14 protein-coding genes are annotated in these 12830 nt (G+C 36.8%); all 14 read left to right on the top strand.

The features are described from left to right. Positions 1-231: 231 nt before the first annotated feature. The 14 genes from ACFSUL_RS07095 to ACFSUL_RS07030 all read left to right on the top strand — a co-directional run bounded on the left by ACFSUL_RS07095 (position 232) and on the right by ACFSUL_RS07030 (position 12809). Positions 232-1221, top strand: coding sequence for a LacI family DNA-binding transcriptional regulator (locus ACFSUL_RS07095; RefSeq protein WP_071413874.1), 990 nt, complete (start codon positions 232-234; stop codon positions 1219-1221). A gap of 25 nt (positions 1222-1246) precedes the next feature. Next, entirely contained in the window at positions 1247-1801 is a 555-nt protein-coding gene (gene hxlB / locus ACFSUL_RS07090) for a 6-phospho-3-hexuloisomerase (protein WP_377933983.1), read from the top strand. 16 nt (positions 1802-1817) lie between these two features. Further along, positions 1818-2456 carry a bifunctional 4-hydroxy-2-oxoglutarate aldolase/2-dehydro-3-deoxy-phosphogluconate aldolase gene (locus tag ACFSUL_RS07085; RefSeq protein WP_377933981.1) on the top strand — a complete coding sequence of 213 codons (639 nt, stop codon included), beginning with the start codon at positions 1818-1820 and terminating at the stop codon, positions 2454-2456. Between the two features lie 28 nt (positions 2457-2484). Further along, the gene (locus ACFSUL_RS07080) at positions 2485-3504 is read left to right on the top strand and encodes a TRAP transporter substrate-binding protein (protein WP_377933979.1); all 1020 of its coding nucleotides are present in this window, start codon (positions 2485-2487) and stop codon (positions 3502-3504) included. A 23-nt stretch (positions 3505-3527) separates the two neighbouring features. After that, entirely contained in the window at positions 3528-4007 is a 480-nt protein-coding gene (locus ACFSUL_RS07075; protein WP_071411647.1) for a TRAP transporter small permease, read from the top strand. Further along, positions 4007-5293 carry a TRAP transporter large permease gene (locus tag ACFSUL_RS07070; protein ID WP_071411648.1) on the top strand — a complete coding sequence of 429 codons (1287 nt, stop codon included), beginning with the start codon at positions 4007-4009 and terminating at the stop codon, positions 5291-5293. The genes ACFSUL_RS07075 and ACFSUL_RS07070 overlap by 1 nt, the downstream gene beginning before the upstream one ends. 43 nt (positions 5294-5336) lie before the next feature. Beyond that, positions 5337-6014 (top strand): ribose-5-phosphate isomerase RpiA, encoded by a 678-nt coding sequence (rpiA, locus tag ACFSUL_RS07065; RefSeq protein ID WP_377933976.1) that lies wholly within the window; start codon positions 5337-5339, stop codon positions 6012-6014. Between the two features lie 34 nt (positions 6015-6048). Then, positions 6049-6999 (top strand): sugar kinase, encoded by a 951-nt coding sequence (locus tag ACFSUL_RS07060; RefSeq protein ID WP_377933974.1) that lies wholly within the window; start codon positions 6049-6051, stop codon positions 6997-6999. Between the two features lie 15 nt (positions 7000-7014). Further along, positions 7015-7632, top strand: a complete 618-nt coding sequence (gene hxlA, locus ACFSUL_RS07055; RefSeq protein WP_071411651.1) for a 3-hexulose-6-phosphate synthase — start codon at positions 7015-7017, stop codon at positions 7630-7632. Positions 7633-7872: 240 nt separating this feature from the next. After that, positions 7873-8574: a hypothetical protein gene (locus tag ACFSUL_RS07050; protein WP_377933972.1), complete on the top strand. Its 702-nt coding sequence runs from the start codon at positions 7873-7875 to the stop codon at positions 8572-8574. A 106-nt stretch (positions 8575-8680) separates the two neighbouring features. Next, positions 8681-9001 (top strand): four-helix bundle copper-binding protein, encoded by a 321-nt coding sequence (locus tag ACFSUL_RS07045; RefSeq protein ID WP_377933970.1) that lies wholly within the window; start codon positions 8681-8683, stop codon positions 8999-9001. Positions 9002-9133: 132 nt separating this feature from the next. Further along, a complete protein-coding gene (dcuS, locus tag ACFSUL_RS07040; protein WP_377933968.1) occupies positions 9134-10735 on the top strand; it encodes a DcuS/MalK family sensor histidine kinase in 1602 nt (533 codons plus the stop codon). Next, complete coding sequence (locus ACFSUL_RS07035) at positions 10728-11462, top strand: response regulator (RefSeq protein WP_377933966.1); 735 nt, start codon at positions 10728-10730, stop codon at positions 11460-11462. Before dcuS ends, ACFSUL_RS07035 begins: the two co-directional genes overlap by 8 nt. Positions 11463-11618: 156 nt before the next feature. Beyond that, the gene (locus tag ACFSUL_RS07030; protein ID WP_377933964.1) at positions 11619-12809 is read left to right on the top strand and encodes an NAD(P)-dependent malic enzyme; all 1191 of its coding nucleotides are present in this window, start codon (positions 11619-11621) and stop codon (positions 12807-12809) included. The last annotated feature ends 21 nt before the right edge of the window (positions 12810-12830 follow it).

Below are 12830 nucleotides of genomic sequence, written 5' to 3'. Positions count from 1 at the left end.
GGAAGGCACTTGACTCCTGTAGGATACAGAGGAAGTGTTCGCAGAAAGGAACGGTCTATTACTTACAAACAACAACTTTATAAAAACAGCCAAAATTAAAAACCCCTTGTAAAACGCTTTCATTTATTTTATACTTTTACTAAACCGATTTACTAAACCGGTTTAGTAAAAGTGGTTAATAGTATTTAATCATTAGTGAATGTAAGAGAAGGGTGACTAAATTTGGTTACAATGGCAGATGTAGCAAAACATGCTGGCGTTTCAAAGAGTACAGTGTCTCAGTATTTAAATCAACGCTATGATTATATGGGAGAAAAAACAAAAAAAAGAATTGAATTAGCTATTAAAGAATTAGATTATCGTCCAAATATAATTGCTAGGGGATTAAAACAAAAATCTACAATGACAATCGGTGTGATTGTTGCAAATATACTTCATGTATTCTCTACACAGGTTATTAGGGCGATTGAAGATTTTTGTAATGAATCTAATTATCACATTATCGTGTGTAATGCGGATGATGACCCGGTAAAGGAAAAGCGGTATATCGAAATGCTTCGTGCAAAACAAGTAGATGGAATTATTGCTTTCCCCACTGGTGGAAATATTGAGTTGTACAAAGGGTTACTAAAAGATAAATATCCAGTCGTTTTTATGGATAGAGTTCTATCGGAAGTACAGATTCCGACGGTTTTGCTTGATAACGAGAAGGCTTCATTGCTAGCAGTAGATCATCTTGTAAAGAATGGTTATGAAAAAATTGGGATGATTACTCCACCGCTGAGTCCATATGTAACTCCAAGGTTAGAACGAACAAATGGATACAAAAAAGGATTACAAAAACATAATATTCCGCTTAATCCTAATTATTTGGTAAATGGCGAAATACCTGATATACAGGCAAAAATGGATCAAATGTTAACGCAAACGGATCCTCCGGAAGCGCTTATTGCATTAAATGATTTAGTTTTATTTGAAATCTTGAAGTATACGAAAGAACAACAAATTAAAATACCAGAGGATCTGGCACTAATAGGAATTGATGAGGTTTCGTTTGCTAGTTTCTATAGTCCAGCGTTAACCACAATTGCTCAACCAGCATTTGAAATGGGAAAGAAAGCAGCTGAACTACTATTAGAAAGAATAAAAAACAAACAAACTGATACTACTTCGAAAATATATAGGTTCGAGGCAACATTAATAAAGCGAGAGTCTTGTTAAGCAGTAAATAAGGGAGGAAGATTCTATGGAAAAGATTATCAAAACGATTTCTAATGAAGTGGCAGAGGTGTTAGAACATGTAGATTCTAATGAAGTACAACAGTTAGCGACAGAACTTCAAAATGCGAAAAGAATATTTGTTGCTGGAACAGGGCGTTCTGGATTAATTGGAAAAGTGTTTGCGATGCGTCTAATGCACAGTGGATATCCTATTTATGTTGTTGGAGAAACAATCACGCCTAGTATAGAATCTAGTGATCTATTACTTGTTATTTCAGGGTCAGGCAGCACAGGAACGCTGAAGCAATTTGCAACAAAAGCAAAAGAAATAGATGCTAGACTTGCCTTAGTCACTACCAATAAGGAATCTCAGATTGGGCAATTAAGCGATTGTTGTATTCGAGTCCCTGCAGCAACAAAGAAACGACTTAATTCTGAACCAGAAACAATCCAACCTCTAGGAAGCCAGTTTGATCAATCTGCCCATTTACTTTTGGATGCTATTGTCGTTTATTTACTAGAAAAGCAGCCAGAGGGACAAGGCGGCTCATTAAATCAAAAACATGCAAATCTGGAATAAAGAGGGGATAGTTAACATGACACCTGTAGAAGTAATTAAAAATAATAAAATTGTAGCAGTTATACGGAAGGCAGGTAAGGAGAATATTGTTCCAATCTTAGAGGCATTGGCAAAAGGAGGAGTGAAGGCAGTTGAAATAACTGCTGAAACTCCCAATGTAGCAAGTGTAATGGAAGCAGCGGTAAAACAGATGAAAGGGGACATCTGTATAGGTGCTGGTACGGTACTAGACCCTGAAACCGCAAGATCGGTAATGATGGCAGGTGCTGAATTCATTGTGTCACCTACACTAAATATAGAAACATTAACATTAACAAATCGCTATGGTGTATTAAATATTCCTGGTGTGTTATCGCCAACTGAAATAGTAACGGCTTATGAACACGGGGCAAAGATGGTAAAAGTATTCCCTGCAGATGTATTTGGACCGAATTATATTAAAAACATATTAGGGCCTCTCCCGCACGTAGAAGCAATGGTAACAGGTGGTATTACATTGGATAATATGAACGACTACCTATCAAAAGGAAGTGTCGCAGTTGGAATTGGTAGTAATCTAGTAAATGCAAAAACATTAAATACAGAGGAAGATTATAATCAATTAACGCAAAGGGCACAACAATACGTCGCTAAGCTAACAGAACTTCATGTATAACTTTAGTTTGATAAAGGGGGCTTTTAAAATGAGAAAAATTTCAAACGCTTTCATTTTACTTATTATAGCATCTGTAACATTGCTTGCTTCTTGCTCGAATCAAGTTAATACAGAGGAAGACGGCAAGATTAAAATCATCGCAGCCCATAACCAAACATCACCTGACAGCCCGTATCAGGTAGGGTTGCTAAAATTTAAAGAGGTTGCAGAAGAAGTGTCCAATGGATCAATTGAAGTAGAAGTTCATGCCGGAACAATTGGAACGGAAGAATCAGAATTAGTGGAAAAACTTCAATTAGGTGCAGCCGATGTTGTACTTGTATCCCCTGGTTTTATGACACAAACGGGAATTAGGGAAGTGGATCTATTTTCAGCACCTTATTTATTTGACAGCTATGAACATTGGTTGAAGGTTGTTGACGGAAAAGTTGGAAAAAAGATGGGAGAAATTATTAATAAAAAATCCAATAATTCTTTTAAACTATTAGGCTATTGGACAGCTGGAGTTAGACATTTTTACGGTAAAAAACCATTAGAATCTATTGACGATTTAAAAGGTGTATCATTACGTACGCAAACATCTGGTGTTATTGCTGATTTTTGGGAGAAAACAGGGGCTATTCCATCCTCGATATCGTGGGGAGAGCTTTACCAGGGCCTACAGCAGGACGTTGTAGACTCTTCTGAAAACGCTTACCCATTTTTCGTACAACAGGCTCACCATACTACTCCAAATGGAAAATATATTACGGAGACAGCACATGACTTTACTACCAGGTTTCTATTAATCAATGGGGAGAAATTTGATAGCTATTCTAAGGAACACCAGGAAATGATTTTACATGCTGCTGAAGAGTCGGTGAAGGCTGAACGTGAGGCTACGAATAAACAGGACGTGGAATACAAGGAAAAAGCAATTGAAGATGGTGCAATTGTGAATGAAATTAATAGAGAACCTTTTATTGAAGTGGCTAAACCAATTCAGGATGAGTTTGCGAAAGAAATTGGAGTAGAAGATATGATACAGAACATACGAGAATTAAAATAAGTCTATTTGGGGGAGGGATAGCCGTGAAACGTTTTGTACAAATACTTGAAAAAATACAGATTGCAGTAGGGTTAGTGTTTCTGTGTCTTTTCTTTTCTGTCATCTTGGTGCAGATTGTTACAAGGTATATGGGAGTTTCGGTTATTTGGACAGAGGAGGTTGCGAACTATTCGTTTATATGGGCAATCTTCATGGGAGCTGCTGTAATGGTGAATCGACGTGAGCACTTTAATTTTGATTTTCTACTAAGAAAGGTTAAAGCTAAATTATTACTTAATATATTTAATGATTTAGTCCTGATTGTATTCAATATTTTTATTTTCTTATTAGGTATTCAAATTGTAAAGGAATTTTGGAACTATACATGGGCGACAATACCAGAAATGAAAATGGGATATATATGGATAGCAATCCCTATTATGGCAGGTTCTATGATCGTCTATTCCTTATCGCACTTGATTGAGCACACGAAATTACGGAATGCAAAGGAGGTAAGTGAATAATGGGATTTCTTTTACTTGGACTGTTTATCGTCTTAATGTTGACCGGGGTTCCGATCGCATTTGTTATTGGAATTGTAGCATTAATAGGTATTTTTGGTATTCCGTATACTCCTGAGGCAACCGTCGCAATGAAAATGGTAAATGGTTTAGATTCCTTTGTTCTTTTAGCTGTACCACTATTTATTTTAGCTGCTAACTTGATGAACTCTGGAAAAATCTCTGAAAAGCTAATTAACCTTGCCTTAGCAATTGTTGGTCCAGTTCGTGGGGGATTGGCACATGCAAATATCCTTGTATCGATGATGTTTGCAGGTGTATCAGGAGCTTCTCAGGCAGATGCAGCTGGAGTTGGGAAAATTCTTATCCCAAGCATGCGGAAACAAGGATATGACAAAGAAACGGCAGTAGGAGTGACGGCGGCATCTTCTACTATCGGGGTTGTTATTCCGCCAAGTATCCCAATGATCATCTTTGCTGGTTTAACAAATGCGTCTATCGGTGCATTATTTCTTGGAGGGATAGTACCAGGAATTTTAATTGGTCTAGGTATGATGATTTTCGTTTATTTTATTGCTGTTAAACGAAATTATCCCAAAGTTGCACGTCCAGAATTTAAAAAGCTAGCAAGGTTGTTCTTTGAATCGATCCCTGCTTTATTAACACCAATTATTATTATTGGCGGGATTATTTCTGGATTTTTCACTGCGACGGAAGCAGCTGCAGTAGCATCGTTATACACTTTTTTAATTAGTATGTTCTTTTACAAAACATTAAAGTGGGCTGACTTACCGAAGATACTAATGGATACTCTCGCGTTAAGTTCGCTTTCTTTATTTGCACTAGCTACTGCAAGCGCATTGGGAGAGTTGTTAAGTTATTATCAATTAGGAGCAAAAGCTCAAGAGTTTTTTGCAAATAATGTAGGATCAGAATGGTTATTCATTCTCATTGTTATTGCATTCTTCCTTTTCGTCGGAACATTTATGGATGCTATTCCTGCAATGATTTTATTTGTTCCTATTGTTTTACCAACGGCAATAGAGTTTGGTATTGATCCAGTACATCTAGGGTTAATGGTTGTAATAACATTAGCAGTTGGGCTTGCGACACCGCCGTATGGACTAGTATTATTGCTTTCTGCCAAGATTGGAGAACTCTCCATTGAAAGGTCCTTCGTTGCTGTGCTTCCGTACCTAGCTATTATTTTAGTAGTACTCTTATTTGTGGCCTTCTTACCGGATCTTGCATTTTCTATTCCAAAGTGGCTCAATCCGGATCTGTTTTAGTCGAGTAGTTTGATAAGTCGTTAAGAAAGGGGCGGTATTCATTTTGGAACAAAGAAACCTTGATAAAAAAATAGCTGGTGAAGAGGCAGTGAATTTTATAAAAGATGGCATGACGATTGGTTTAGGTTCTGGTTCGACTGTTAATTGGATGCTTCAAAAATTGGGAGAGCTTGTAAAAGAAGGGTTGCAGATTAAAGGGATCCCTTCCTCACGAAAAACAGAGCGCCTGGCCAAAGAACTCGGTATTCCATTAACAGACTTTTCGAAAGTAGCGAAGATAGATCTTGCTATTGATGGAGCGGATGAAGTCGATGATTATTTTAATCTTCTCAAAGGTGGAGGAGGATCACTGGTAAGGGAAAAAATTATTGATACTGCAGCTGATGAGCTAATTATCATTGTAGATGGATCTAAAATCGTTCCCCAGTTAGGAGCTTTTCCGCTACCGGTTGAAGTACTTCCCTTTGGGTGGGAAATAACAGCAACAACCATTTCAAAACTAGGCTGTGTTCCGAAACTTAGGAAAATAGATAAAGAGGTATTTGTGTCAGATAACGGTAATTACATTCTAGATTGTCAATTTAATGCAATGAAGCAGCCACAAAACTTGCATGAGAAATTGAAGCAGGTGGTAGGGGTCGTAGAAACAGGTTTATTTATAAATATTGCTTCAAAAGTTATTGTGGCAAAACACAAAGAGATTGAAATTTTATCTAAATAGAATGAGCGTTTGATAAGTGCTTGGAGGGATGAAAGTGAATGATGTGATTACAATTGGCGAAGCGATGGTAACGTTTAATCCCGCTTCTACGGGACCGATGAAATTTGTAAATACATTTGAAAAGAAAATTGGTGGGGCCGAGCTAAACCTTGCTATTGGCTGCGCGCGTCTTGGGTTAAAAGCTGGTTATGTTAGCAGACTGGGAAATGATGAGTTTGGAAAATATATAAAAACTTTTGCACGCGGAGAAGGGATTGATGTTTCGAAACTAGACCTTGTCGAAGGGTACCCCACTTCTTTAAATTTTAAAGAAATGATGGAGGATGGTAATGTACGAACTTTTTATTACCGTGATAAATCTCCTACATTAACGATGACACCAGATGATTTAGATGAAGCTTATTTTCAACAGGCTAAAATTCTGCATTTAACGGGAATTTTCCCTGCGATTGATGAGAAGAACATCGCGATTATTGAACGATCTATTGAATTAGCAAAAAAGTATGGGGTGAAAATCTCTTTTGATCCCAATATTCGATTACGCATGTGGAGTAAGGAGGAAGCACGCGAAGTGTTATCTAAAATCCTGCCCCATGTAGATATCTTGCTTGCAGGCGATGAGGAAATGGAGATAATTATTGGAGAAAGAGATCCAATAGCTATCATGGAAAGAATAAAAGAATGGGGTATTTCTTTTATAGCGATAAAACAAGGGGATAAAGGCTCTGTAGGATATTATAACGGAGAGATAATCGAATCACCTTCCATAAAAGTTACAAAGGTTGTTGATACAGTAGGTGCAGGTGATGGATTTAATGCTGGATTTATTTATGGGGTATTACAAGGATGGCAACTGGAAAGGACGCTGAAATTTGCTAATACTATTGGTTCTATGGTAGTTAGTGTACGTGGTGACAATGAAGGGTTGCCATACTATGAAGATGTCCAAGAAAAATTAGGCGAAAAAGAGCGCATTGAAAGATAAAAATGAGGTGATACTGTGAAGTTACAACTAGCATTAGATCGGTTAACAAGAGAAGAATGTATTCAGATAGTAAAGGAAACGGAGAGCGACATTGATATTATTGAAGTAGGAACGGGTGTCATTAAAGAATATGGAATGGCTATTGTCCGTGAAATGAAGGACCTTTTTCCAGAGAAACAAATCGTCGCTGATATGAAAACTTGTGATGCAGGGAAGCATGAAGCACTCCAGGCATTTGAAGCTGGAGCTGATATTACTACTGTAATGGCGTTTTCATCCAATCTAACTATTAAAGATACGTTAGATGTTGCGAATAAAACTGGTAATCAGGTAATGATAGATTTACTTGAAGTTGAATCAAGGGAACGAGTAGAGGAGCTAAAGGAACTAGGCGTCAACCTCGTGAGCCTTCATGTTGGAAAAGACAAGCAACATGAAGGGAATTTTAATACGAGTTTATTTTCTTTAATAAAAGGTCTCGAAGTCGAGGTTACGGTTGCTGGGGGAATTAACTTAGATACGCTACCTGACATTATCAAAGAAAGGCCTAACACAATTATTGTTGGAAGCGCGATAACAAAGGCGGAAAATCCGCAAGAAGTCGCTGCTGAAATGAGAAAGTTGCTAGCTTAAATTGGATTGTAGGTACCGTTATTTCTGATTAGTCATAATAGCAATAAAATAGAATAGAGATAAAAATCATTTAGTAATCCCACTCCAATGGTGGGATTTTTAAATTTTTAATGCGTTTCGACGATTGATCTATCTCGAATCTCGCCACACTCTTGAACAATAAGAATCTTTGAATATTTTGAGTGCATAAGCATAGATTAATAGAAAAGAGAGTTGGCTGTTCGAAAGGAAGTTCTGCTTATGAGTCTCTATCAAATTTATTTAAATGAGCGATATCGTCTTTTATATAAGAGTGTATTACTTTTTATTGTTGGTGTCAGTGTTTTGATAGTAAGTGAAGGTTATTATCAAATTCCGTTACTGGTTTTTTTCTTAGGTCTTTCTTTCATTACTTATAGTTACATGATAAATAGTGAAGTAGAAAGAGCTAGGCAAGTGTTATTCGAAAAGATGAGACAATCTCATTATCGTCTTATTGGAATTAAAACAGCAGGAAATTATTATTTCGTTGGTACAGATGGCTGGGTTACTAGAAAGATAAAAAGAGCATCATTCACAAATAAATATGAACTTTACAGCTTAAATCCGATGAAACAGTCTTGTATTTTCTTCAAAAAAACGGCTTCCACTATTTCTATTAGAAAAGGGAAGTCTAATTATCGATTTATATTAACGAGCAAAAACGTAAACTCAATGAAATGGAATGCAGACGAAACTTTAGAAGGAACGGTTTCATTAAATAAAAACAATGGGAAATGGACCGTGACTTATAATGATGTAGATAGAATAACCTTCACCAATGGACAGATGCCCCTCAGCTTTCAAAAAGTGTTTGATTATCAGCATACAGTAATAACCTTCCATGAGGCCTACGATTCTTCCCTTGAATGGCTACTGATCTTTGTATGGATTCTTCAAAAAGACTATTTTTTCTCTTCTTAAGGTTATAATTTTGAGAAAAAGGGAAAAAGTAACGAGGTAGAAACAGTCATTTAACTCAAGATTATTAGAATGAAAAATATATCCGACAAAACGAGGAGGATGTATCATGAACGCTGGATATAAAACATGTATAGAGGCAGCTAATCGATGCATGGAAGCTTGCAATATTTGTTATCATGCTTGTTTAAAAGAGGAAAACAAGATGGCGCGTTGCCTAGAACTTGATAGAGAATGTGCAGAGGTTTGCAGTTTAGCTGTTTCCTCGATGCAAAGAAGCAGTTCGTTCGTAAAGCAAATCTTATCCCTTTGTGCTGAGATTTGTGATGCGTGTGGAACAGAGTGTAAATCACATGATTATCAACATTGTCAGGATTGCGCACAAGCATGTTTTTATTGTGCAGAAGAGTGTCGTAAGCTAATTGCATAGTCAATATTAGTTTTTAGAAAAGAAGACTCACTTGATTGTGGGTCTTCTTTTCTATTTAAGAGCACTAAGCTACTCTTTTGCAGTCAGAAATATTGTAAAATAAATGGAGGTTGTAAATATGGAGTTGATTTTTTGAAAAAGAGAGAATTTAAACTAAGTACAATTATTATATTTTTTGTTTGTATTGTGGTTATTTTATCATTACTTATTACGGACTTGCTAATTAGTAGAACAATCAATGAAAATATAAGAGGGAACTTAGAGGAAAAAGCAAAAATAATTTCGAGAACTGTTGCACACTCAACTATTGTACAAAAAGGACTATTAGACCGAGAAAGAGCTGCGGAGATTCAAGATTATTCAAAAGATATTCAACATGCAGCCGATGTGTCGTTTATTGTTGTAATGGACATGCAGGGAATTCGAAAGTCTCATCCTAACCCGGAGCAAATAGGCAAGCCTTTTATTGGAGGAGATGAAGAAAAAGTTTTAAGTGGTAAGGAAAGTATCTCCGTATCGGAAGGCACCTTGGGGAAATCTCTTCGAGCGTTTTCGCCAATTTTTAATGAAAAAGGTAATCAGATAGGAGCGGTTGCCGTTGGAATTTCGCTTAATAGTGTAGAAACGGCTTTGGATCAGGGACATGAAAATATTTTAATAGGGTCAATTATTGGTATACTCGTTGGAATTATTGGTGCTTTTATTATGGCAAAATATATAAAAAAAACATTATTTGGCCTCGAGCCAATCACAATTGCGAAAATATTAGAAGAGCGTAATACGATGTTACAATCGGTGCATGAAGGAATTATAGCAGTAAACAAAGATTCAACAATTGCATTAGTTAATAAATCAGCTGTGAAAATTTTCAATAAAGCAGGACTTCCTTCTAATATGATAGGAAAGCAAGTGCAAGATTATTTGCCACAAACTAGGCTAGAGCGTGTGCTCGAGTCGGGTGAAGCAGAACTAGATGACGAACAAGTTATTAATGGCGTCTCCATTTTAGTAAATAGAGTCCCTTTAATAGTAAATAATGAGGTAGTAGGGGCCATTTCTACCTTCCGTGACAAAACAGAGGTAAATCTGTTAGCTGAGCAACTGACAGGTGTAAAAACATATGCAGATGCTCTTCGTGCACAATCACATGAGTTTAAGAATAACCTGCATGTTATTCTTGGTTTAGTGAAAATGGGCTATTATACAAAATTAAAGGAATACATAAAAGACCTTGTCTCACATCAGGAAGATGAAGTAACAAGTGTAACCAAAAGAATAAAAGACCCAGTGCTTGCTGGTTTTGTCATGGGGAAATTAAGTTTTGCACGCGAAGCCAATGTAGAAATGACAATGGAGTGCCATACGATCATTCCGGAACCAAAGGACACATCTATAACGCATGACATCATAACAATTTTAGGGAACTTTATTGATAACGCTGTTGATTCAATGGCATCGTCAGCAGAAAAAGAGTTGTTAGTAGAGCTTTCCTATCAAGAAGAACTGCTCGAAGTGATAATAACAGATACAGGAGTTGGCATTTCAAGAGAGAAATTGGACGATATTTTTATGAAAGGGTATTCTTCTAAAGGGCAGAAAAGAGGGTATGGACTTTACTTAGTGAATCAGAGTATTAAAAAGCTAGGTGGAAATTTGCATGTTGAATCGAAACGAAACTTAGGCACAACCTTTAGAGTAGAAATTCCGTATAGAGGGAAGGAAAAAAATGATTAATGTTCTAATTGTGGAAGACGATCCAATGGTAGCGAAGTTCAATCAACAATATTTACAAGAAATAGAAGGTTTTCAGCTAATAGGATTAGCGCATTCTGTAGATGATGCAAGGAAGAAAATAGAGGAAAACAAAGTCGATTTAATTTTACTAGATGTGTATATGCCAGGCGGAAAAACAGGACTTGACTTACTTAGTAGCATCAGAAGGGAAAGAAGAGAAGTAGATGTTATTCTTATTACTGCTGCATCTGAAGTTGATAAAATCCAAGCGGCTTTAAGACAGGGAGCAGTAGATTATTTAATAAAGCCATTTGAGTTTGAGCGTTTTTACAAAGCATTAACTCTATATAAAGAAAAACAGGATTTGCTTAAAATGAATAGAAAGATAGACCAAAACGAATTAGATCGGTATTTAATGGGAGGTGGTGAAAGAACTGCTGTAGAGGAAACGCCGCTCTTGCCTAAAGGGTTAACACAAAGTACATTGGAGATTATTTATGATCATATTAAACACTTTAAAACGAAGTCGTTTTCAACGGATGACATCGCAGAGGCTTCTAATATTTCAAGGGTATCTATAAGAAAATATTTAAAGTTTCTTAAGGATAACGATATTTTAGAAGAAACATTGACTTATGGGATAGGTAGGCCTGTTTATCATTATTCTTTAAATAAAATGAAAATACCATTGCTTGAAAGATACCTATCAAGCAATAAAGAAAGCTAAACAGTAAATAGAATTCCGCTTTTATTAAGCAGCCGTATCTTGGTTGCTTTTTTTAATTACAAAAAAACTTCAATACTTTCAAAAGCTAGGAAAAGGTAAAGCGTTTTCATAAAATGAGTGCATAGTTTGAAAACGATTACGATAGGGGAGAACGACATGTCTAAAAAAAATCTGAAAGATGAAGCGATAGAATTACACCGCTCCTATTCAGGAAAAATAGAAGTAGTTAGTAAAATGGAGATTACATCCGAAGAAGACCTTAGCTTAGTTTATACACCAGGTGTTGCCGACGTTTGCAAGGCAATTGCTGATAATCCAGTAGAAGTAGACAAGCTAACTTCAAGAGGGAATATGGTTGCTGTTGTAACGGATGGTACAGCAGTTTTGGGGCTTGGAGATATTGGTCCAAAAGCAGCTTTACCTGTGATGGAAGGAAAGAGTTTACTATTTAAAAAGTTTGCTGGAATTGATGCATTTCCGATTTGCTTAGATACGAAGGATGTCGAGGAAATCATCAATATCATAAAAGCGCTAGCTCCGACATTTGGAGGGATAAACCTAGAAGATATAGCCGCTCCCCGATGTTTTGAAATCGAAAAACGACTGAAGCAAGAACTTGATATTCCTGTTTTTCATGATGATCAGCATGGAACAGCAATTGTTGTGCTAGCTGGTTTACTAAATGCCTTAAAGGTAGTGAAGAAATCTTATAAAAAAATAAAGATTGTTGTAAATGGGGCAGGTGCAGCAGGTATTGCGATTTCCGAATTGTTACTATATGCGGGTTTCAAGGATATTACACTTGTTAGTCTAGAAGGCATCGTGACTAAAGGAGAGAAATGGTTAAATCCTATGCAAGAGAAAATGGCAGAGAAAACAAATCTCCGGGGAGTTAAGGGATCATTAGAAGAAGCGGTTGCCGGTGCAGATGTTTTCATTGGAGTTTCAGGACCTGGTGCCCTAAAACCTCATCACATAAAGAAAATGAATGAAAAAGCAATTGTATTCGCAATGGCTAATCCAATTCCGGAAATATATCCAGAAGAGGCGTTAGAAGCGGGTGCAGCAGTAGTTGGTACCGGTAGGTCGGATTACCCGAACCAAGTGAATAACTTACTTGCCTTTCCGGGGATCTTCAAAGGTGCATTAGAAGCAAAGGCAAGGGACATCACAATGGAAATGAAACTTGCAGCATCTTATGCGATTGCTGATGCAGTTAGTGAACAAGAATTAAAAGCCGATTATGTCATTCCAAAAGCATTAGATCAAAGAGTAGCTGAAATCGTTGCAAACTCTGTCAGGAAGATTGCGATAAAAGAAAAGAAAACAAGAAGCTCCGTTTCTTAATGGGGAGCTTCTTTCTAGCAA

Origin of the sequence: Bacillus seohaeanensis, assembly GCF_042684945.1 — a bacterium.
In the GTDB taxonomy this organism is placed as follows: domain Bacteria; phylum Bacillota; class Bacilli; order Bacillales; family Bacillaceae_B; genus Rossellomorea; species Rossellomorea seohaeanensis.
This window is presented reverse-complemented; position numbering and strand designations above follow the sequence as displayed.

What these genes read in the sequence shown, in the direction of transcription:
- ACFSUL_RS07095 (WP_071413874.1), top strand. Translation starts at nt 232, where the DNA reads ATGGCAGATGTAGCAAAACATGCTGGCGTTTCAAAGAGTACAGTGTCT.
- hxlB (WP_377933983.1), top strand. Translation starts at nt 1,247, where the DNA reads ATGGAAAAGATTATCAAAACGATTTCTAATGAAGTGGCAGAGGTGTTA.
- ACFSUL_RS07085 (WP_377933981.1), top strand. Translation starts at nt 1,818, where the DNA reads ATGACACCTGTAGAAGTAATTAAAAATAATAAAATTGTAGCAGTTATA.
- ACFSUL_RS07080 (WP_377933979.1), top strand. Translation starts at nt 2,485, where the DNA reads ATGAGAAAAATTTCAAACGCTTTCATTTTACTTATTATAGCATCTGTA.
- ACFSUL_RS07070 (WP_071411648.1), top strand. Translation starts at nt 4,007, where the DNA reads ATGGGATTTCTTTTACTTGGACTGTTTATCGTCTTAATGTTGACCGGG.
- ACFSUL_RS07050 (WP_377933972.1), top strand. Translation starts at nt 7,873, where the DNA reads ATGAGTCTCTATCAAATTTATTTAAATGAGCGATATCGTCTTTTATAT.
- ACFSUL_RS07045 (WP_377933970.1), top strand. Translation starts at nt 8,681, where the DNA reads ATGAACGCTGGATATAAAACATGTATAGAGGCAGCTAATCGATGCATG.
- ACFSUL_RS07035 (WP_377933966.1), top strand. Translation starts at nt 10,728, where the DNA reads ATGATTAATGTTCTAATTGTGGAAGACGATCCAATGGTAGCGAAGTTC.
- ACFSUL_RS07030 (WP_377933964.1), top strand. Translation starts at nt 11,619, where the DNA reads ATGTCTAAAAAAAATCTGAAAGATGAAGCGATAGAATTACACCGCTCC.